Genomic DNA, 19,902 nt, shown 5'->3' with positions numbered 1-19,902 from the left:
CGCGCGAATCCGGGGGTTGCGAAATTCGGTTATATCCCTACGGGAAACTACCTAGTCGTGCGGATTGTTGATCTACATCAAGTGCCCAGGCGCGCGGGTCGCCTAAGTCCTTCTTCGCTTTGGGCGATGGCAATCGGGAGTCGTTTCGAATTCTAGCATCGGAACGGCTGGTGGGCAGCGAATGTACCTTCCGCAATTCCTGGTGGGAATGTCTGTCACCTCGACTATCGTCGCGGTCTGGACCTACGCAGAAACGGGCTCGGTCTGGACAGCACTGGGCTGGGCGATTATCGACTTGGTCGTTCTGCAGGTCGGATACTTCGTCTTTGTCATACGCCTGGTTTCCAAAGGCGCGAACGCAGACGCTGAAACAGACTCTGCGTCACTCAGCCATGTTGTTGCACCGCCCCAAAAAGACGGCACGTTGCATTAGCCGTCCCCTATGATCGCGACGCAGCCATATCAAATCAATCACGTCACGCGCCTTGCCATGTTTTGCCAATCTCTGGGACAAGGTTGAATGCGCATCGCGATCCTGTCTGACATCCATGCCAATCGCGAGGCGTTCGACGCGGTCCTGGAAGCTGTTCACGAACGCGGTAGTCCAGACGAATTGGTATTGCTCGGCGATCTGGTCGGCTACGGTCCTGATCCCATCTATGTGATCGAGAAGGCCGCCCAACTGATGGCTGACGGCGCGCTTTGCATCATGGGCAACCACGACGAAGCGGTAGCGTTGAACCTGAGTAACATGACTGAGAATGCGCGGTTCGCCGTCCAGTGGACTCGCAAACGCATCGCCCCGGCGCATCTCGATTTCTTGGCGCGACTACAGCTTTCGCTGCAATCCGAAGACCGCCTGTATGTGCACGCAAGTGCGGAACGACCGGGAAAGTGGCCCTATATCCGCGACGTGGATTCAGCGGAACGCTGCCTCTCGGCAAGCGATGCGCGCTTCGTTTTCTGCGGCCACACCCACATTCCCGCCATCTACTACGCGCTGCCCGGTCGCCGGCCGATGCATTTTCAGCCGCATGACAATGTGGCCGCACCCCTGTCGGAGATGAGGCGGCACCTGGTGATTGCCGGCGCTGTCGGCCAACCGCGCGATGGCAACCCGGCGGCGTGCTTTGTTCTTGTCGACACGCAGCGGCACGAGGTCACGATGGTTCGTGTTCCCTATGATCAAGAAGAAACAGCCCGCAAGATCCACGCCGCCGGCCTGCCTGGATGGCTTGGCATGCGGCTGAAGATCGGCCGCTAGGCTTCAAGGAGACGTACTTGATGCAAAGGTTTGACGCAGGGGCAGTCATCGATGATTTCGAGCTGGTCGAAAAGCTCCCCTCCGGCGGCATGGCCTCGCTTTGGCGGGCGACCAACCCGCGCTACGATTTTCCGCTTGTGCTGAAGATCCCTTTTCTCGATCCGGGCGCGGATGTTTCCGTCATCCTCGGTTTCGAGGTGGAGGAGCTGATCCTGAAACGCCTGTCGGGACCGCATGTGCCGCGTTTCGCTGCATCCGGGAGCCTGGCGCAGGTTCCCTACATAGCCATGGAGTTCGTGGTCGGAAAGGGCCTTGCAGATATCGTCGGTAACGCGCCTCTGCCAGCGGACGAGGTAGCAAGGATCGGCATCGAGATAGCGACGGCGCTCGCCGCCCTGCACCGGCAGAAGGTCGTACATCTCGATCTCAAGCCGGAGAATGTCATTCTCGCCAAACGCGGTGCGGTGCTCCTCGACTTCGGGCTCGCCCGACATGCAGAGCTCCCTGATCTTCTCGGCGCGGAAAGCTCAGTGCCGATGGGCACCGCCGCCTATATTTCACCCGAACAGGTGCTCGGGGAGCGATCTGCTCCCGCAAGTGACCTGTTCGCGCTGGGTTGCATCCTCTATCAGCTGGCCACGGGTGAGGAGCCGTTCGGGCGGCCGGCGACTTTGGCGGGAATGAAGCGCAGGTTCTATCATGCGCCCAGGTTGCCACGGGATATCAACGACGCCATTCCGCGGTGGCTGGAAGCCATCATTCTGAAATGTATGGAAGTGGACAGGTCTCAACGATACGTCGAGGCGGCACACATCCTGTCCGATCTGAGGAGTCCCGACCAGGTGGTCGTTGCCAAGCTTAAGCCTAAGAACGAGGGTGTGTGGGCTGCGATCACCAGCCTGTTTCGCAAGACGGATGACAGAACGCGTGTCGGCAGGCCGACCTCGTCGAGGGCACAGGCCGGACCGTCGATTGTTCTTGCCGCAGTCGATCTGGCCAATGGCAGCGATGCGCTGGCGGGCGAGGTTCTCAACGAAACCGCCCGTGTGCTGGCCTCGCGGGAGGATTCGTGGCTGGCCTGCGTGACGGTCCTGAAGACTGAAATCATCGGCGACACGCCGGCGACCGACGAATCCGGGCGCTCGGTCTATTTGAAGCGGCTCGTCGCTCTCAAGGATTGGGCCCATCCACTGCATCTGCCGGAAGACCGCGTCAGCTATCATGTGCTTGAAGCTGTCAGCCCCGCCGATGCGATCCTCACCTACGCCGAGCACAATGACGTCGGGCACATCGTGGTTGGAGCCCGGGCGTCCTCGGCAATTCGCCGCCACCTCGGCAGCGTCTCGACCAAGGTCGTGGCACAGGCCCTTTGCTCGGTTTCAGTGGTCCGATTGAAGGCAGTCGAAGAACAGCAGCGGCGGCCGCTTTGATGCGCTTCAGGATTTAGGGGCGGGCGTCTTTACAAGGATCAATAATGCACCAGGGTGACGGCAAAGCCGATCAGACCGACGGTCTGCACCCGATCGAATCGGACCACTTGCCCACAGAGAAACGCAACGGCCACTGGCGCGGTGACGTAGGTTTAGGCTCAGCCGCGTGACCCGATCATGCTGTACGCGTTCGATTTCATGGATTGGGTTCCTTCGATTTGTCGCCTGGCTGAGATTGTCCTTGCTCAAGCACCGGGTTGTAGCTTTCGAAGCCGTACATGATGAGACTGAGAGCCCAGACCAGCGCGCAGGCAAACAAGGGCCACTTGAAATCGGAGTCGATCATGAAGTTCACCGCCGACATCAATCCTATGGCCGGTGCCCCTCCAACCAGAGCACCGGCCACCGCGATCGGTTGACGCGCGCGGAACGCGGTGAGTGCCAGCGCAATCAGGAGAACGCCGGTGGCGAGGGCGTAGCCGCCGAGCACCCGGAAAACCTGCGTCAGCCACATGGCAAGACGCGGACCGATGACTTCCAACTCGGCAGCCGAGAGGCGCATATAGCGGATGTCCTCGGGCAGCAGTGGCGGTCGGAGAAGGATGAAATACAGCCCGATTCCGACGATTATCATTCCTGTCAGAGCAAGAATTGCAGACGACATCGACCAGGGATTGGTTGCAGCTTTCATGAGCAGAACCTCGATTTGCCTTAGCGGCGACCGGCTACGACGACATTGTAGATCGAGGCGTAAACGACACCCGCCAACAGCCCGACGATGCCAAGGCCAACGACGCCGTAGAGAACGCGGCCAAGGCTCATTGGCACTGTGGATCTGACCGCATTGAGGTCAAGTCCGTGCATGAAAGCGCCGAAGAAATCGAGTGTTGCGTTCGGCCAGATGGCGAAGGCCAGAGCACAGAGCATGCTGGTCAGGGCCAGCGTCACGCCTAGCGCAATGCCGACGGACGGAATGCTGAGTTTGTTCACGGCTTCCTCCTGTCATTTCACGTGCTGCTTGAGCCATTCCTGCATTGCAGCAATTTCGGCCTGTTGAGCAGTGATGATCTGATTGGCCCACGCCTTGACCTGATCATCCTGGCCGAATTGCAGGACCGCACGGGCCATGTCGATCGCCCCCTGATGGTGCGGAATCATCGCCTGGACAAAAGCGACATCAGGATCGCCGGCCTGGATGCCCCGCATCATCGGCCCGTCCATTCGCTTCATGGCCTCCATATACTTCCTGGAGGCCTCGGGCATGTTGGCAGCGTCCATCGGCATGCCGTTCGTCATACCGCCCTGACCGTCCTGCATCATGCCGCCTTGCCCGCCCTGCATCATGCCGTCCTGACCGCCGTGCATTCCGCCGCCCTGCATCATCTGCTGCATCATCGGCATCATTTGCTGCATCATGGGCAGCATCTTTTGCATCGTGGACATCATCGCCGTGCATTGCTCGGGCGACCCGCCCGGCATCGCCTCCTCGGCCGGTGCCGTTGTCGTGGTTTGAGGCGCGTCGACCGCCGGGTGGTGCGGATCTCACTGAGCAAAAGCCGCGCCCGACAGGGTTGCGAATGCGGCAAGCGTGATCAATCGAAGGTGGGTTTTCATGACTGTTTCCTTGTCGTTGGTGTGAACCGACGGGCGAACTCTGAAATGGGTGCGCAAGGCAACCCAGATCGCTGCTGCCGATTATGGTCTCGCGGATCGTTAGCACGTTGTGGGGCCTTGACGTGCGCTGCTGGATTCAGCAGTCGCAAGGACCGCCACGGCGCGACATCAGGCGAAGATCTTGGGAGGTTGCAGGAGGGCCTTGGGGTCGATACCCGTTGCCAGGAACGCCTTGCCCACTACGAAGCTGACGGCATCCGGGGCGTCGTGAAGAACACCGCATTCGTCGGTGGAAATGCCGACGGCACAGCAGCCAGGGCCGCCCGAGTGTATGCAATCCGGGCAACTATCACATGAGGCGCGATGGTTGTCCGGGTCCATAAGCGCGATGTGACCTGACACCTTGTTGGGTGTACTCGTCGAGAGCGTCGCGACCTCGGCTGTACCGCCGGCTTCGGAAGCCTGGCCGGCAAGACCAGCAATGGCGCCGCCGACGATCAGGAGGATCACGGACAGCAGTAACCGAAGCTGAGCCAACGCGATTTTCATGCATTTAATGTAGCCCAACTGGGCATCGCCACTTTGACACAAATCAACGCCGCGGCTCCGAGAGAGCGCCTAATCTGCAGGTCTTCATCCGACACGGGATCGGAATGTTTTCTTAGGTCTGTCCTGAAACCAGGGATGAACCGGAGGTGAGACAATGCCAGCAATGTCACGTTCCATCGAGACTACCGTCAGGATAGAATCCGCAGTCGAGACCGTGTTCGCCTATCTCGACGACCACAGGCATCTGGGGGCTCACATGAGCGCCTCGTCATGGATGATGCTCGGTTCGAAAATGGACTACGAGTTCGACGCGGGCGAAGCCCGCTTAGTCGGCTCCAAGTTCGGATTCCATGGAAAGATACTTGGAATTGCGCTGTCTGCGGAACAGGTGGTTACAAACCGGATGCCACCCAGACTGAAGGTCTGGGAGACCATCGGAGCGCCAAATCTCTGGGTAATCGGCCGCTATCGCATGGGTTTCGAAATAGTGCCCGAGGCGAGAGGGTGCCGGCTTCGAGTCTTCATTGAATACGACCTGCCGGAAGCGGCACCGTCCCGTTGGCTTGGCCTGATCTTTGCGAGTGCATACGCGCGCTGGTGTACTGGCCGGATGGCGAAAGACGCGGCCCGCTATTTCGAGACGGCGGGGGCGCAGGCAGTCCCTTCGACAGGCTGAGCGAGGCGAGCGTCGGCTTCGAACCGTGTGCCTCGCTCCCCTCTGACAATTTCGACGGCATCATCGAGCTTGCCGATCGCTGCAGGTTTGCCCGTCGCAGCGAACCCCATAGCGGCGCTCACCTTCGGCCCCATGGAGCCGGCCGCAAGATCCCGCCCGGATATCTCTACCGTTGCAACCCGCCGGAGCGCGCGGGCGGTGGCGGTGCCGTAGTCGGCATAGACCGCATCGACTGGCTGACATCAGCATCGGCGCCGCTGATGGGGTGGCCCCGGTCGGTTTGATCTGGCGCAACGACGGCGGGGTGACGCCGCGAGCAGGATGACGGTTGGGACGTAGAGCACTTCGGCTGCCGTTCTGAAGGAGATTGCCATGAAAACCATGTTGAGGAGAGCAGCGCTCGGGTTTGCCGCGGCGATGCTCATGGCCGGCAGTGCCGGCGTCGTCCAAGCTGCTTCGCTTGTCCAGATCTCGCTGTGGGACAAGGGCGCGAGCACGGAGATGCCGATGGGGCTCGCCTATGCAGTGCCCGGACTCGATCTCGCCAAGGTGACCATGGGCATCAAGGCTTTGCCCGGTACCGTGAAGGCCGGGGAGGTCACTTTCAATGTGAAAAATGACTCCAAGGACACGGTCCACGAAATGATCGTGATGTTCCTTGCCGATCCCGGCAAGCCGCTTCCTTACCTTGATGCCGAGAACCGGGTCGACGAAGACAAGGCTGGTGACAAGGGCGAGGTTTCGGAACTCGATCCTGGCAAATCAGGCACGTTGACCGTCGATCTGAAGGCCGGAAAATACCTGCTCATCTGCAACGTGCCAGGTCACTATGGTGCCGGCATGTGGGCCGAATTCACCGTCGAGCCATAAAGCCGGGGTCGTTTGTCTTGCCGGTGGCGCACCGCATCAAGTTTCTGACTGCTAGCTCGGATCGCAGCGCTAAAGCGCTCGCTCGCCGAGCTTGCGCATTTGCTGGATCCACTTCGCGCGGGTGGCATCGCTGGCGCCAGCGACCACGCCGAACAAGGTCTCGCGCACCGGACTGATGCCGACAAAATGCAGGATGCTTCGCTTCATGCCGGCGATGCCGTGTCCGAGGAACCATAGCCGGTAGACAACGGAAGGCATGCCCATCGTCACCACGACGCGCGCAGAGCGGCCGCGAAGCAGTGTCCTGGTGAAGCCGCCGCCCTTGTCCGGGTAGGCAAAGGCCGTTCCCGGCCGCATCACCTGTTCCAGAAATGCCTTGAGCATGGCCGGCATCGTCCCGAGCCAGAGTGGAAAAACAAAGACGATGTGCTCGGCCCAGACGATCGCGTCGGCTGCATCCTTCAGCTCGTCGGGAACCGCACCATGTTCGAACTCCTGCATCGTCCGCAGCATCGGAAAATCAAGCGCCGCCAAATCGACCCGGCGCACGGCGTGCCCCGCCTTTTGCGCGCCCTCGCCATAGGCGTTGGCAAGGCCACGGCAGAGCCGGTCCGGGGACGGGTCGGGATGGCCGACCACGATGAGAATGCGTCGCGACATGGTCGACTCCCAGTGAGCCTGGCGTTGCCGCGTCAGGGCCGCTCGACCCTTGCCACCCGGTAGGTGTGCATGGCGCCGTTGCGCTCTATCGACACGTACTCACCGGTCACGAACCGTTCGTCGCCGAGATGGAAGCCGACCTCGTCGTCGCGATCGCCCTCGGCATAGTCGAAATACCACTGTCCGCCCGGTTTGCGCCTCAGCCGGCCGATCAGATCCTCCTCGCCGGTGCGAAAGCGACGAACACGGCAAGAGGCCTTGTGCGATTTCCATTCTTCCGCATCGATCTTTCCTTCGCCGGTCAACGGCGCCAGCAGGTCGTAGCCCTCTTCGCGGTCGCCATCTGGGTGGCCTTTTTCACGCGCGAGCAGCAGCCGGACATTGCGGAATTTCGGGGTGAGGTCCTTCAGATTGGTCATGGCAAACTCCTTTCACGGAGTTTTATAGAGCGGCGCGGTCCCGGCCCTTGATCCGCATCAAGGAAGGCTCGAGAACAGCGCCTCTATCCAGGACCGAGCAACAGGAGGGCGCAGATGCCGATGGTCGCTGCGATCAGGGTTGCGACGGCTAGTGGCAGCCAGAATCTAACCGGACCGGCAAATACTGCGAGCGACAGGCGGCCGATGGCGTTTGCTGCCAGCGCCGCGAGTACGGCCTGTCCCACGGTCTCGACGGACACGGAATGCTTGACCAGGCGCAGCGCGCCAAGCACCGAGACATCGACATCGAATGTGCCTGCCAGCGCCGAACTCGCCAGTAGACCGCGCCGGCCGAATTGAGTGGCCAGCCCGGCACTTGCGGTTGATACGATCGCAAAGAGCAAGGCGAAGAGCAGCAACGGGCCAAGTTCGAATGGATTGCGCGCGATCGTGCCGCCTTCACCGTTCCCGCCGTCGCGAGTCAGGAGCAATGCGCCGCAGACAGCCAAGGCAAGCGCCGCGGCAATCGCCGGAATTGCGACCGAGGCGAACACGCTTGGTTCGACGATCAGAACCACGGCGCAGACGCGCAGCACCGAAACCATCGCAGCCAGAGATGCCGCCCCAACGAGCGGCAGCGGATTGCTTGCCGACGCCGCATTGCGGGCAAGCGCCAAAGTCACCGCGGTCGAAGAGACGATCGCACCGGCGAGCGAACTGACCAGCAGACCACGCGTATTGCCTAGAATTCGAACAGCCACATAGCCGGCGAACGAAATCGAAGCCATCAGCACCGTCAGGAACCAAACTTCCCAAGGATTGAAACCGCCCCACGGGTCCATCGTCCGGTTTGGCAACAGGGGCAGAACGATCGCCGTCATCACCGCCAGGATCAGCGCTGAACGCAGTTCAACCCAGGTCAATCGCTTCAAAAGGCCATGCAGGACCTCTCGGCTGGCCAGGACCGTCGCCAGTGCCGCCCCACCGGCAGCAGCCGCGCGATAATCGCCGGCGACGGAAAGCGCCCCAAGCGCGAAAACGCCAAGGCCGGCGATCACGCTCGTGACGCTGAAATCCTCATCATGGACGGCCTCGCGCGCCTTGAACCAGGCGAAGATTGCCGCAAAGGCGATGAAGCCGCCGACCAGTACGGATACCGCGCCGAGCGCGTTGGCAAGTGCGGCGAGCACGCCGCCGAGCAGGCCGGAGATGCCGAATGTCCGGATGCCGGCCGTGCGACTGCGATCCGGTGCATCGCGCTCTTGCCAACCACGCTCCAAGCCGACGAGCAGGCCTATCGCGAGGGCAAATCCGAGCCGGGCGATGAGCGAATCCATTGGGTGTCTCTCAGGCGGCGACCGTCGGCAGGCGATCTCGAACCCACCTGACGATCTGGCTCGCCGTCATGGCACCTGATGTGCGCGCGATTTGGCGCCCGCCATGAAAGAGGATCATGGTCGGGATGCCGCGAATGCTGAGCCTGGCCGCGACGGCCTGCTCATTGTCGGAATTGAGTTTGATCAGGCGAACATGCGGCTCCAATTCACTTGCTGCCGCTTCGTAAGCCGGCGCCATCAACTTGCAGGGACCGCACCAGGGGGCCCAGATGTCGACGACAACGGGCAGGCTGCTGCGCGCGATCTGACTATCGAAGATCGCGGCATCGACATCTTCGGGATGCCCCGAAAACAGCCGGTTCCCGCACTTTCCACATTTCGCCTCCATGGCGTTGCGGACCGGCGGCAAGCGGTTGACCCCACCGCATTTGCTGCAAACCACCAGATTCTGCTGTGCCATGGCCATTCACCGATCAGCTGTCGTCTACTATGCGCGCCATAGATGTCCATCGCCAAGGGTGCGCAACGCGTTCAGGATAACTGCCACGTCAATCCCTTCCTGAAGCAGCGCTCCCGCAACCGGCGTGATCTGCCCCATGGCCGCCGCGATCATGGCCAGCCCCGACAGCGCCAGCCCGGCGATGATGCTTTGCAAGGCGATCGATCGGGTTCGCCGTGCAATCCGAACTGCATCGACAACGGGCTGCAGCCTGTCGGTCAGCACGATGACGTCGGCCGCCTCGGAAGAGGCAGTCGCACCACGTGCACCCATGGCGACACCGACCGTTGCGACCGCCAGCGCGGGCGCATCGTTGATGCCGTCGCCGACCATCATCGTCGGTGCCAAGACTTTCTCGGCTTCGACCGTCGCAACTTTTTCGGCAGGGGTCGCATCGGCAACTATGGCGTCGAGGTCGAGCAAGGCGGAAATGCGCTTGGCTGCCACGCCATCGTCTCCTGTCAGCATAACCATGCGCGCAATGCCGGCCGAGCGCAGCTTGCCGAGTGCATCGTGTGCATCAACACGCAGGGCGTCGCCAAACGTGAAAACACCGGCAAGCCGTCCGCCGCTTGCTAGGAAAACCCTGAGTACCGGCTCGTCCCGGTATTTTTCTTCGCCGCTTTTTGCCCAGCCGGGCAGCGGTTTGTTGGCGAGTACGAGGGCCCGCGATCCCGCCGCGATCGACATCTTGTCGACCCGGCCCTTCAGGCCCGCACCGCGATGCTCCCGGACATCGCGCGGATGCGAAAGCATCAGCTGTCTGTCACGCGCCGCCCGGATGATCGAGTCGGCGAGCACATGGTGCGAGGCCTGTTCGAGGGATGCCAACAGCTGCAGCGAATGGTTCGCGTCACCGCCGGGTGCTGTCTCGATTTCGATGAGTTCGGCGCCGCCTATGGTCAAGGTCCCCGTCTTGTCGAAGATCGCGGTTCGGACCTGCGCAAGCGCCTCCAGAGCCGCGCTGCCTTTCATCAGGATGCCGGCACGCGCGGCGCGAGATACGCCACCGATAAAGGCAACGGGTGCCGCGAGGATGAGCGGACAAGGTGTCGCGACGACCAGAACGGCAAGAGCCCGGATCGGATCGTTGGAGATGTACCAAGCGGCACCGGAGACCAACAAAGTGGCTGGCAGCAGGAACAGCGCAAAGCGGTCGGCCATGCGGATGAACGGGGATTTCGCGGTTTGCGCAGCAGCAACCATGCGAACGATCGCAGCATAAGTGCTTTGTTCAGCCAGGGCCGAAGCCCGCATGCTGAAGGACTCACCAGCGTTGAGGGTGCCGCTGCGCAGCAGATCGCCTGCTGTCCGCCGTTCCGGCAGCGGCTCACCGGTCACCGCCGACTCGTCGAGCGAGGCCGAAGCATCGAGCAGGATGCCGTCGACGGGAAGCAGTTCGCCGGCACGCACCAGGAGGTTGTCGCCGGCGGCCACTTCTTCGACGGGGATCCTTTCTGTTCCATGTGTCGACTTGCGGTGTGCGACACGCGGTGACCGGTCGGTTAAAGCCTTGAGGTTCCGTTCCGCGCGGCCGCGGGCGAAATCTTCAAGCACCGTGCCGCCGGCATACATGATCGCCACCACCACTGCCGCCAGGGATTGGCCGAGCAGCAGCGCGGCGGACATCGACACCAGCGCAATCGCATCGACACCGAAACGGCCGATCCAGAAATCGCGCAGAATGGAGATGGCGAGAGCCGCCACCACGGGCAATGTCGCCACCGTCCAGATCGTGTCGGCTTTAAGGGGGCCGAGCCCGGCTCGCCAGGCTCCGATTCCAACGGCGAGACCCAGGATGGCAATGACCAGCAAGGCGCGTCGTAGAGCAGACTCGTTCATCCGATGTCCCTCAACCCTTGATGGCCCCCTTGGCGCTAGAGTTCGCGGACCATCTCCTCGAGCAGGCGACGCACATCGTTCGCGACCTGCGCAAGCTCGCGATTGCCGATAGCTCCCATTGAAGCGACCGGATCCACCGCTGCGACCTCTACCTTTCCTGGTCCGACCTCCGTGACGATGACGTTGCAGGGCAGCATGGTTCCGATCTTGTCTTCGGCCTGAAGCGCCCGCCATGCGAAATGTGGATTGCACGCGCCCAGGATCACATAGGGCCTGAAATCTGCGCCAAGCTTGGCCTTCATGGTCTTCTGGACATCGATCGATGTCAGAACGCCAAACCCCTTGCTTGCGAGTTTGTCGGTCACGTGGTCGATTGCCGCTGTGAACGGCATGGCGACGATCTTGCTGAAATAGTAGCTCATCTAACTCTCCAATCGTTGATCGCAACAGCTCGTCGCCACTTTGCGAACGACCTCGCGCAAGAGCTAATCGCGATCACCGGAGGAGGCTTTGATCCAACGCAATGAACGGGCAAGATCGATTGGTGACTATCGCCGCGAACGGGAGATATAGCGGTGACGATCCGAAATCTCGAACATGCGTTTGCCCCGAAGTCGGTTGCAGTGTTTGGGGCATCGGTGCGCGACGGCTCTGTCGGGCGTGTGGTCTTCGACAACATCGTCAATGGCGGCTTCGCGGGCGAGATCTGGCCGGTCAATCCGAAGCACTCGAAAGTGGCCGGGCTGCGTTGCTATGCGAAGGCGGCAGACCTGCCAGGTATTCCCGACCTCGGTGTCATCGTGACGCCGCCGGAGACGGTTCCCGGCATCGTGCGCGACCTCGCAGACAAGGGCACGCGGGCGGCGGTCGTCATCACCGCCGGGCTCACGCGCGAGAACGGCCTGCGCCAGGCCATGCTCGACGCTGCCAAGCCCGCCCTGTTCCGCATCATCGGACCGAACACGGTCGGGCTGATGATCCCGCCGCTACGGCTCAATGCCGGATTTGCGCATATGGCCGCCAAGGCGGGCAACATCGCGCTGCTGTCGCAATCCGGCGCCATTGCCACGTCGCTCATCGACTGGGCAGCAGACAACAATGTCGGCTTCTCGCAGATTGTCTCCCTTGGCGACATGGCTGATGTCGACGTGGGAGATTGTCTCGGCATGCTGGCGGGCGACATCCACACGCGCGCCATCGTGATGTATCTCGAGACAATTCCCAATCCGCGCAAGTTCATCTCGGCCGCCCGTGCTGCGGCGCGGATCAAGCCGGTGATCGCGATAAAATCGGGTCGGCACGAGCAATCGGCCAAAGCGGCTGCGACCCACACCGGAGCGCTGTCGGGGGCCGATCGTGTCGTCGATGCGGCATTGCTGCGCGCTGGCATCTTGCGTGTCAAAGGCCTGACCGAGCTTTTTGATGCCGCTGAAACGATCGCCCGCTTCGCTCCTCTCGAACAGGCCCGTGTCGGCATTGTCACCAATGGCGGCGGGGCAGGGGTATTGGCCATCGATCAGCTCATCGACTGCAAAGGGGAACTGGCCGCGCTTTCAGCGGCCACCATCGAACGCCTGAACGCCGTGCTGCCGCGAACATGGTCGCACGCCAATCCGATCGACATCATTGGCGACGCCCCGCCTGAGCGTTACAGGGCCGCCGTCGAAGCCGCGGCGTCCGATCCCGGAACGGACGTCGTCCTGGTGATGAATTGTCCAACGGGGCTGGGCTCGCCGCTTGCCGCGGCAACCGCGGTTGCGGAACTCGCAACGGAAGGGATGATCGCCGGCAAACCGGTTCTGACCTGCTGGCTCGGAGAACACACGGCGCACGCCGGGCGACAAATCCTTCAAGATGCCGGCATTGCCAGTTTTGAAACCCCGGCTGACGCTGCCACCGCCGTCTCTTACCTCAGCGAATGGTCGCGTGCCCAGCGGGCATTGCTGCGCACACCGTCGAGACACAGCGAGGACGTCACGAGCGATCGGGAAGCCGTTCTGGCCATATTCAGGCAGGCAGCGAAGGAGGGGCGGCGAATGCTGACCGAACCGGAAGCCAAGGCAGCAATTTCCGCCTATGGCATCCCGGTGCCCGAGACGGTCGTCGCCAGATCTCCCGCTGAAGCGGAAGTGGCGGCCGGCCGGCTCCTCAACGCGTCTGAACATATCGTCGTCAAGCTGCTGTCCAAGGCGATCTCGCACAAATCGGACATTGGCGGGGTGGTGCTCAACATTGCCGATGCCGCTGCCGCCGGAACTGCAGCACGCGCAATCGAGGCGCGGGTGCGCAAGTACGCACCGCAAGCCGATATTGAAGGCTACGCCGTTCAGCCGATGGTGGTGCGAACACAGGCGCAGGAGCTCATCCTCGGCATGAGCCATGATCCGATCTTCGGGCCCGCCATACTGTTTGGAGCTGGCGGTGTCGCGGTCGAAGTGATGGATGACATAGCGATTGCCTTGCCGCCGCTCGACGACGTTCTTGCCGGTGACCTGATCGACCAAGCGCGGATCGGCCGCCTGCTTGCCGGATTCCGCGATCGCAAGCCGGCCGATCGGCAATCGATCATTGCTGCACTCAACGGCCTGTCGCAGATGATCGTCGACATTCCGTGCCTCGTTTCTGTAGACATCAATCCGCTGCTGGCCAACGCCGAGGGCGTGATTGCGCTCGACGCACGCATCGAGATCGCGCCGGAACGCGTGGAAGAGGCGGGGCCGAACCCCGCACTTGCCATCAGGCCTTATCCGTCGGGTTGGGAGAAGGAGTTTTTGGGAGGCGGCACGCACTATCACATCCGGCCGATCAAGCCTGCCGACATCGCGCTCTATCCCGAATTCCTTGCCAGAATTTCGCCTGACGATCTGCGCCTGCGTTTTCTGTCGCCACGAAAAAGCTTCTCCGACCAGATGCTGAAGCGGCTCACCCAACTCGACTATGACCGCAACATGGCCTTCGTCGCTCTGGAGACAAACACTGGCGCTTTGGCGGGCATCAGCCGACTTTCATGCGATCCGGACCGCTCCGTTGCCGAATACGCCCTGCTGGTGCGCACGGATCTGCAGGGGCACGGTCTGGGCTGGGAATTGCTCAGGCAGATCGTCGATTATGCAAGGGCCGATGGGATCGGTCGGATTGAAGGCATCGTGCTCAGCGAGAACACGAGGATGGTGGCCATGTGCCGCGAATTCGGCTTCTCGATCGCCTATCTTCCCAACGAACCCGGCCTTGTCGAAGCCAGGCTCCAACTGCACTAAGGTCGATCACTTGCCGCAGCCTTCACGAGGCCGTGCGCAGGGTTTCGGATGCATCCGTCTCGGAAAACCTCCTCAGCTCTGCGACGATGTCGACAAGCTTCCGATCGGCATTGATCTTGCGCCAGCTGGATTGGGTGACGTTTCGCTGCAACTGTCGCGAAAGGACATCTATGGTGGCGTCAGAAGGGCCTCCCTTGCGCTCGCTGACACGTTGCCAGAGAACAAGCGGATCCGCTTCCAGCCAGAACCCGGTGACAGCCACGCCCCTAACGCTTGCCGCCTTCTCTATACGGTCGCGATCGGCAGGCCTGTCAAACACGGCATCGGCGACAACCGAACCGCCCTCCGCAAGGACCAGGCCGGCGCGCCATGCCATTTCGCGGTAGACGCGGTCCGATACGTCCGGCCGATAAGCCTTGTCCGGCAGCCGCGTTTCAGCCGGCACACCGTGCATGGCCTTGCGGATACGGTCACTTTCGACAATGCGGGCGCCTGGCGGCGCACCGACCTGGGAAGCTAGCGCCTCTGCAACTGTCGTCTTGCCCGAGCCACTCAGGCCGCCGATGGCAATGAGCCGCGGCGATGTTTCCTGGAGCAATCCTTGGGCAAGGTCGAAATAGGATCTGGCCTCGGCAGTCAACTTCAGTGAATCGGCGCTGCCCTCCTCGACCTGCGTTGCGGTGACATGGGCGCGCACGGCGGCCCGCACCGCCATGAAAAAGGGCAGCAGGATGAACCCATCCTCATCGTCGGCTTCGTCGAGATAGCGATTCATCACAAGATTGGCGAGCTGCGGAAAACCGCGATGCCAGAGGTCCATCAACAGGAAAGCGAGATCGTAGAGAACGTCGATGCTGGCGATCTGGTCGTTGAATTCGATGCAATCGAAGAGGCGGGGCTCGCCGTCGAAAAGGCAGATGTTGCGCAGGTGCAGATCGCCGTGGCACCGGCGAACCTTGCCAGCGGCTTCTCGGCGGTCGAGCAATTCGGAATGCCGGGCGAGGGCGGTGCGGAAGGCCTGGGCAAAGCGTTCGATCTGCGGTTTTGTGAAAACATGGCTGGTGGCAAAGCCGGCCTCGTTGATGTCGAGCACGCCGGCCAGATTGGACGAGCCACTGCCATTGTGGATTGTCGGCGCGGCACGGTGGTAGCCGACGATCATGCGCGCAACCGCGGTCATCAGCGCCGGCGTCAATTCTCCCGCGGTTGCCATACGATCGAGAAGCTTCGACTGGTCGAAGCGGACCATCTCGATCGCCGCGTCGACCGTTTGGCCCGCACCGTCGAAAGCCAACTTGCCGTCGGCTTCGCGCGTAATACGGCGCACACCCAGATAGAGGCCTGGTGCGGTCTTCGAGTTGAGTTCCACCTCCTTCTCGCAAGCGGCCAGCCTGAGGGCCGGCGCCGAGAAATCGACATAGGGCAGCTTGACCGCACGTTTCATCTTGTAGGCGCGTTCGCCAGTCAGAAAAATACGCGAGATATGGGTTTCGATCGCTTCGACCGGTCCGCCCCCGCCATATGAGGCAGGATCAAGCAGAAACGCGGTAGTGGCTTGCTGGTCTTCGATGATCATGTTTGCCTCGATCGTGCGTCCACCACATATGCATTCCGCCTTCGGATGCTATTGCTGCAGCGTCTGGACATACCCTGCCAGCTCATGGATCCGTTCCGTGGTGACGATTTCGCCGGCTTTCGGGCCGTATTTCTTGGCGTCGCCGGGAAGGAATTGGCGGCCCCAGACCGGCATGTCGCGATCGCCATGCTCCGGCACCATGGTGCGGCCATCGATCGTCGCGAAAACGCGCCAGTAGGGGAACGCGCCGCCATTGTCTCTCGAAAGACGGGTGAGGTCGGCCGGCCGCTTCAACAATTCGTCGCCGAGTGGTCCATCGCCCTTGCCTTCAGCACCGTGGCAGACGGCGCAAGAGTTCATGTATTCCACCTTGCCGTTGCCGAGTTCCTGGGCGCCGGCCGCATTGAAGGCCAAGCCTGCCAGGGCCGCCGCGATCAGAAACTTCATCTGCGTTTCCCAGATTGATCGGCGCTACCCTACAACCCTTATTGGCCAGCACGTTGATGCGGATCAAACGCCCGCCGCGGCCAAGGTGTTTGATTCAGCGCAATGAACGCACCGGCCTCTCTCGCTTAGGCTTCAGCAACGATTGAAAAATCATTCGAAATGAGGAGTTGTTGCCGTGACTTTCAAGACACTGCTTACGGTTACCGGACCAAACCAGGGCGAGGGCGATCTGAAGCTCGCCGCCGGCCTGTGCGAACAGGTCGGCGCCCACCTCTCCGTGCTCGTTCTCGAGCTGGCTGCACCGCCCTCGGGCGGTGCGTATGCGGCTGTCGTCTCCCCAGCCTGGCTCGAGGAGCGTCAGGCCGAGGTCAAGAGGCTCAAGAAGCGGATCTCGGCAGTCGGCGCCTTTCTTGCGAAGAGCCCGGTATCGGCTGATCTGAGCGACGACTATCCCGATACGGCTTGGGCGGACGAGGTCGTCGGAAGGCGTGCCCGCTATGCCGATCTGACCATTCTTGGCCCAGATCTGCTCTCAAGCCCGACGCTGAGGGATAAAGTCATCCAGGGCGCGCTGTTCTCATCTGGAAAGCCCATCCTGCTTGTTCCCGAGGGAGCGCGGCCAACGCTGAAGCCGAAACGCGTTCTGATCGCTTGGGATGCCCGGCTTGAGTCGTCGCGCGCCGTTCGCGAGTCGCTCGACATGCTGAAAAGCGCCGTAGAGGTTCGCCTCGTTATGGTCGACCCAATCGAGGACGAGTTCCATCACGGCGCGGAACCCGGGGCGGATGCCGCAACCTATCTCGCTCGGCACGGCGTCAAGGTTACGGTCGAGCGACTGCCGAGCGCGAACCATTCGGTTGCCGAGGTGCTTCGCCAGCACGCCGGCGACGTCGCAGCCGATCTGATGGTCATGGGTGCCTACGGTCATTCCCGGCTGCGCGAGCGGATTTTCGGTGGCGTCACCAGGTCAATGCTTGAGGGGCAATCGCTGCCGGTCTTGATGGCGCGATAGCAATTCAACAGGAGGGAAAGGAGGGCCGGTGCAGATAGCGCCGGCTCATTCCATTTCTCGCTGGCGGGACGACTACTCGCTCGCTTCTCGTCCAGACACCTGCTCAATCAGGATCCGGAAGAAGACGTGCGGTTCAGTGTCGGCTGTGGGAGCAACGACGGGCTTGAGTGCACCAGGTTCCCACCAGTCGGGGCGCTTGCTCAACACCTCCCAGGCATGATCCCGCTGAAGCTTGTAGCCGACCCGGTCAGGCAATTCTTCGTATCGGCCATCGACAACGACACTTCTCCATCCTCGCCCTTCGCCATGCTCGTCAACCTGGACGGATACCAGCGGATTGGCCCGCATCCACTCGATCTTCTTTCCCGGCATTGAGAACGCATAGAGATGAGCATCCGAATGGGCGTAATAGAAGGGCACGACGTAGGGTTGCCCGTCCTTTGCGCATGCCAAGTGGCCAACGCGATTGGCCATCAGGATTTTCGTGCATTCCAAGGCAGAAAGCGCGCGGACCAGCATGACGTGATCTCCTATTCCTCAGTATTCCGTGGCACTGATTTCGTGGCGGCTTTCGCACCGGAGCCGGCTGTGTGTTGCCCACTTCGGTGTTGCCCGACCGTTTGCGACCGACCAGCCTCGCCCATCGCAGCGACGACATCGCTGTCCGAGAGCTGAGGAAATCGCAAGTAGTGGTAGCTCAGGGCACGGAACTGTCCCGGCTGACTGAGGCAAACCACACGATCGGCTTCCCGTGCCAGTTCATCGACCGTCTCTTGCGGGGAAACAGGAACTGCCACGATGATTTCCCTTGGTGACCGGCGCTTGAGGGCGCGGATTGCGATTTTCATGGTCGTACCGGTTGCAGCGCCGTCATCGACGATGATCGCGGTCTTTCCCGCGATCGAGATCGGTTTGGTTTTGCCTCGATAGGCAGCGCGCCGGCGTTCGAGTTCTGGGCGCTCCTTTGCAATCAAGACACGTAGCTCGCCTTCGTCGAGCGCATAGGTCTCGACGATCTCCCGGTTCAAAACGACCTCCCCAGGGTCGCCATCGACGATTGCGGCCACAGCCAGTTCGGGATTGCCTGGCGCGCCGACCTTGCGGACGATAAGCAGGTCAAGAGGAGCATTGAGAGCTCTGGCCACCTCCACCGCGACAGGCACGCCGCCACGTGGCAATGCCAGGACAACAGGCTGATGCAGGTGAAGCTTGCTCAGCTCCAGGCCAAGCCTCACGCCAGCGTCTTCCCGGTCTCGGAACATGGGTCAGTCCACCGGCCACAATTTTCTGAGCGACTTCTTCATCGAGTTTCTGACTTGCACGATCTCGCCATGCGAAATGTGACGGTCCAGAAGCTTGAACACGGCGCCAATCGCGACATCGAAATCGACCTCCTCATCGTAGCCGAAACTGTCTCTGACGCTGAGAACAAAGTCGCGCTTCGTGCGCTCATGCGCGGGCGCAGATGGAGTCCAGCCTTCGAAGTAGATGCCACGGACCAGAACAGGCAGTTGGGCCGAGAGATCGGCCATTTCCGCTTGCGACAGCCAGTCCCGCACAGTGTGAAGGACGGATCTCAGTAGGCGGCACGCGCTCGGCTCGCTCCAGCAAAGATCCCTGGCAAGCTCGTTGACCCATTGCTGCGCCTGTTGGGCAGCATGCGTGAAATCGGCAAAGGACGTGTGAGAGCTGTGACCCATGGCGATGCTCCTCGAAGATTTGAACTCCATTGTAGGGCGTCGAAAAGCTTCGAGCATTGAGCCCGATCAAAACGTTCAAAAATGCGTAGGTCCGATTGTGCTTTCACCGCCCCTCGAATGAGCGAGAGGAGCCGCACACCGCCTGGCAAAGTGGATGAAGACTGTTTGAGCAGGCGGCGGCGCCTGGCCGCCCGGCTTCAACCGCCAGACTTCGCCACCAGCAGCGGAATGATGCGGTCGCTCTTGGCCACCGAAGGACGGCCTGCCGAACCGTAGGGGATGCCGAGCGCGTCCCAGGTCTCGACCAGCGCGTCCTGCAGCGAGGCGATCAGCGCATCGGTGTGGAACGGCGTCGGCGTGATGCGCAGCCGCTCGGTGCCGCGCGGCACCGTCGGGTAGTTGATCGGCTGGATGTAGATGCCGTGCACGCCGAGCAGGCGGTCGCTGGCCATCTTGCAGAGCTCGGGATCGCCGACCAGCAGCGGCACGATGTGGGTGGGCGACTCCAGCACCGGCAGGCCGGCGGCGGCCAGAACCTGCTTGGTCCGCGTCGCCTGGCGCAGTTGCGCGTCGCGCTCAGCCTGCGAGCGCTTCAGGTGGCGGATCGAGGTGGTGGCGGCAGCGGCGACGGCCGGCGGCAGCGCCGTGGTGAAGATGAAGCCCGGCGCATAGGAGCGCACGGCGTCGATCACCGCACTTGTACCGGTGATGTAGCCGCCGAGCGTGCCGAACGCCTTGGCCAGCGTGCCT

General features: G+C 61.8%; 23 protein-coding genes. 7 read left to right on the top strand and 16 right to left on the bottom strand.

The window, feature by feature from the left end:
- Positions 1–181 precede the first annotated feature (181 nt).
- The 3 genes from AC1DXU_RS13040 to AC1DXU_RS13030 all read left to right on the top strand — a co-directional run bounded on the left by AC1DXU_RS13040 (position 182) and on the right by AC1DXU_RS13030 (position 2,694).
- Positions 182–433, top strand: coding sequence for a hypothetical protein (locus tag AC1DXU_RS13040; RefSeq protein ID WP_477369013.1), 252 nt, complete (start codon positions 182–184; stop codon positions 431–433).
- A gap of 87 nt (positions 434–520) precedes the next feature.
- Positions 521–1,264 carry a metallophosphoesterase family protein gene (locus tag AC1DXU_RS13035; RefSeq protein ID WP_477369011.1) on the top strand — a complete coding sequence of 248 codons (744 nt, stop codon included), beginning with the start codon at positions 521–523 and terminating at the stop codon, positions 1,262–1,264.
- Between the two features lie 20 nt (positions 1,265–1,284).
- Positions 1,285–2,694, top strand: coding sequence for a protein kinase domain-containing protein (locus tag AC1DXU_RS13030; RefSeq protein ID WP_477369009.1), 1,410 nt, complete (start codon positions 1,285–1,287; stop codon positions 2,692–2,694).
- Positions 2,695–2,890: 196 nt separating this feature from the next.
- On the opposite strand, the gene AC1DXU_RS13025 is transcribed toward AC1DXU_RS13030, so the two are convergent.
- From AC1DXU_RS13025 to AC1DXU_RS13010, 4 genes are all read right to left on the bottom strand, one after another.
- On the bottom strand, positions 2,891–3,385 hold the full coding sequence (locus AC1DXU_RS13025) for a hypothetical protein (RefSeq protein WP_477369007.1): 495 nt from the start codon (positions 3,383–3,385) through the stop codon (positions 2,891–2,893).
- 20 nt (positions 3,386–3,405) lie between these two features.
- Positions 3,406–3,684, bottom strand: a complete 279-nt coding sequence (locus tag AC1DXU_RS13020) for a DUF5676 family membrane protein (protein WP_477369005.1) — start codon at positions 3,682–3,684, stop codon at positions 3,406–3,408.
- A gap of 12 nt (positions 3,685–3,696) precedes the next feature.
- Positions 3,697–4,128: a CopM family metallochaperone gene (copM, locus tag AC1DXU_RS13015; protein WP_477369003.1), complete on the bottom strand. Its 432-nt coding sequence runs from the start codon at positions 4,126–4,128 to the stop codon at positions 3,697–3,699.
- Positions 4,129–4,476: 348 nt separating this feature from the next.
- Entirely contained in the window at positions 4,477–4,857 is a 381-nt protein-coding gene (locus AC1DXU_RS13010) for a hypothetical protein (RefSeq protein WP_477369001.1), read from the bottom strand.
- Positions 4,858–5,020: 163 nt separating this feature from the next.
- Between AC1DXU_RS13010 and AC1DXU_RS13005 the strand changes: the two genes are divergently transcribed.
- Complete coding sequence (locus tag AC1DXU_RS13005) at positions 5,021–5,533, top strand: SRPBCC family protein (RefSeq protein WP_477368999.1); 513 nt, start codon at positions 5,021–5,023, stop codon at positions 5,531–5,533.
- A 372-nt stretch (positions 5,534–5,905) separates the two neighbouring features.
- Complete coding sequence (locus tag AC1DXU_RS13000) at positions 5,906–6,403, top strand: plastocyanin/azurin family copper-binding protein (RefSeq protein ID WP_477368997.1); 498 nt, start codon at positions 5,906–5,908, stop codon at positions 6,401–6,403.
- 69 nt (positions 6,404–6,472) lie between these two features.
- On the opposite strand, the gene AC1DXU_RS12995 is transcribed toward AC1DXU_RS13000, so the two are convergent.
- The 6 genes from AC1DXU_RS12995 to AC1DXU_RS12970 all read right to left on the bottom strand — a co-directional run bounded on the left by AC1DXU_RS12995 (position 6,473) and on the right by AC1DXU_RS12970 (position 11,582).
- Positions 6,473–7,063 (bottom strand): NAD(P)H-dependent oxidoreductase, encoded by a 591-nt coding sequence (locus AC1DXU_RS12995; RefSeq protein WP_477368995.1) that lies wholly within the window; start codon positions 7,061–7,063, stop codon positions 6,473–6,475.
- 32 nt (positions 7,064–7,095) lie between these two features.
- Positions 7,096–7,482: a hypothetical protein gene (locus tag AC1DXU_RS12990; protein WP_477368993.1), complete on the bottom strand. Its 387-nt coding sequence runs from the start codon at positions 7,480–7,482 to the stop codon at positions 7,096–7,098.
- 83 nt (positions 7,483–7,565) lie between these two features.
- Positions 7,566–8,819 (bottom strand): MgtC/SapB family protein, encoded by a 1,254-nt coding sequence (locus AC1DXU_RS12985; protein ID WP_477368991.1) that lies wholly within the window; start codon positions 8,817–8,819, stop codon positions 7,566–7,568.
- Positions 8,820–8,829: 10 nt separating this feature from the next.
- Positions 8,830–9,279, bottom strand: coding sequence for a thioredoxin TrxC (gene trxC, locus AC1DXU_RS12980; RefSeq protein ID WP_477368989.1), 450 nt, complete (start codon positions 9,277–9,279; stop codon positions 8,830–8,832).
- 27 nt (positions 9,280–9,306) lie between these two features.
- Positions 9,307–11,160, bottom strand: a complete 1,854-nt coding sequence (locus tag AC1DXU_RS12975; RefSeq protein ID WP_477368987.1) for a heavy metal translocating P-type ATPase — start codon at positions 11,158–11,160, stop codon at positions 9,307–9,309.
- A 35-nt stretch (positions 11,161–11,195) separates the two neighbouring features.
- Positions 11,196–11,582 (bottom strand): DUF302 domain-containing protein, encoded by a 387-nt coding sequence (locus tag AC1DXU_RS12970; RefSeq protein ID WP_477368985.1) that lies wholly within the window; start codon positions 11,580–11,582, stop codon positions 11,196–11,198.
- A 153-nt stretch (positions 11,583–11,735) separates the two neighbouring features.
- On the opposite strand from AC1DXU_RS12970, the gene AC1DXU_RS12965 reads away from it, so the two are divergent.
- Positions 11,736–14,417 carry a bifunctional acetate--CoA ligase family protein/GNAT family N-acetyltransferase gene (locus tag AC1DXU_RS12965; protein WP_477368983.1) on the top strand — a complete coding sequence of 894 codons (2,682 nt, stop codon included), beginning with the start codon at positions 11,736–11,738 and terminating at the stop codon, positions 14,415–14,417.
- A 22-nt stretch (positions 14,418–14,439) separates the two neighbouring features.
- Here the strand turns inward: AC1DXU_RS12965 and AC1DXU_RS12960 are convergent, their stop codons facing one another.
- Both AC1DXU_RS12960 and AC1DXU_RS12955 read right to left on the bottom strand, forming a co-directional pair.
- The gene (locus AC1DXU_RS12960; RefSeq protein ID WP_477314775.1) at positions 14,440–15,993 is read right to left on the bottom strand and encodes a bifunctional aminoglycoside phosphotransferase/ATP-binding protein; all 1,554 of its coding nucleotides are present in this window, start codon (positions 15,991–15,993) and stop codon (positions 14,440–14,442) included.
- 48 nt (positions 15,994–16,041) lie between these two features.
- Complete coding sequence (locus tag AC1DXU_RS12955) at positions 16,042–16,440, bottom strand: c-type cytochrome (protein WP_477314773.1); 399 nt, start codon at positions 16,438–16,440, stop codon at positions 16,042–16,044.
- Positions 16,441–16,615: 175 nt separating this feature from the next.
- Here AC1DXU_RS12955 and AC1DXU_RS12950 point away from each other — a divergent pair, with 175 nt between their 5' ends.
- Positions 16,616–17,452 carry a universal stress protein gene (locus AC1DXU_RS12950; protein WP_477368981.1) on the top strand — a complete coding sequence of 279 codons (837 nt, stop codon included), beginning with the start codon at positions 16,616–16,618 and terminating at the stop codon, positions 17,450–17,452.
- A 72-nt stretch (positions 17,453–17,524) separates the two neighbouring features.
- On the opposite strand, the gene AC1DXU_RS12945 is transcribed toward AC1DXU_RS12950, so the two are convergent.
- From AC1DXU_RS12945 to AC1DXU_RS12930, 4 genes are all read right to left on the bottom strand, one after another.
- Complete coding sequence (locus AC1DXU_RS12945; RefSeq protein WP_477314769.1) at positions 17,525–17,971, bottom strand: pyridoxamine 5'-phosphate oxidase family protein; 447 nt, start codon at positions 17,969–17,971, stop codon at positions 17,525–17,527.
- A gap of 11 nt (positions 17,972–17,982) precedes the next feature.
- Positions 17,983–18,714: a phosphoribosyltransferase gene (locus tag AC1DXU_RS12940; protein ID WP_477368980.1), complete on the bottom strand. Its 732-nt coding sequence runs from the start codon at positions 18,712–18,714 to the stop codon at positions 17,983–17,985.
- A gap of 3 nt (positions 18,715–18,717) precedes the next feature.
- Positions 18,718–19,152, bottom strand: a complete 435-nt coding sequence (locus tag AC1DXU_RS12935) for a DUF2267 domain-containing protein (protein ID WP_477368978.1) — start codon at positions 19,150–19,152, stop codon at positions 18,718–18,720.
- A gap of 197 nt (positions 19,153–19,349) precedes the next feature.
- Positions 19,350–19,902: aminotransferase class I/II-fold pyridoxal phosphate-dependent enzyme (locus AC1DXU_RS12930; RefSeq protein WP_477368976.1), on the bottom strand; the 553-nt coding region annotated here is incomplete at its 5' end.

This window comes from Mesorhizobium sp. P3_A10 (genome assembly GCF_056403175.1).
Note: the sequence above shows the minus strand (reverse complement) of the source record. Positions and strands in the feature narration are given on the sequence as shown.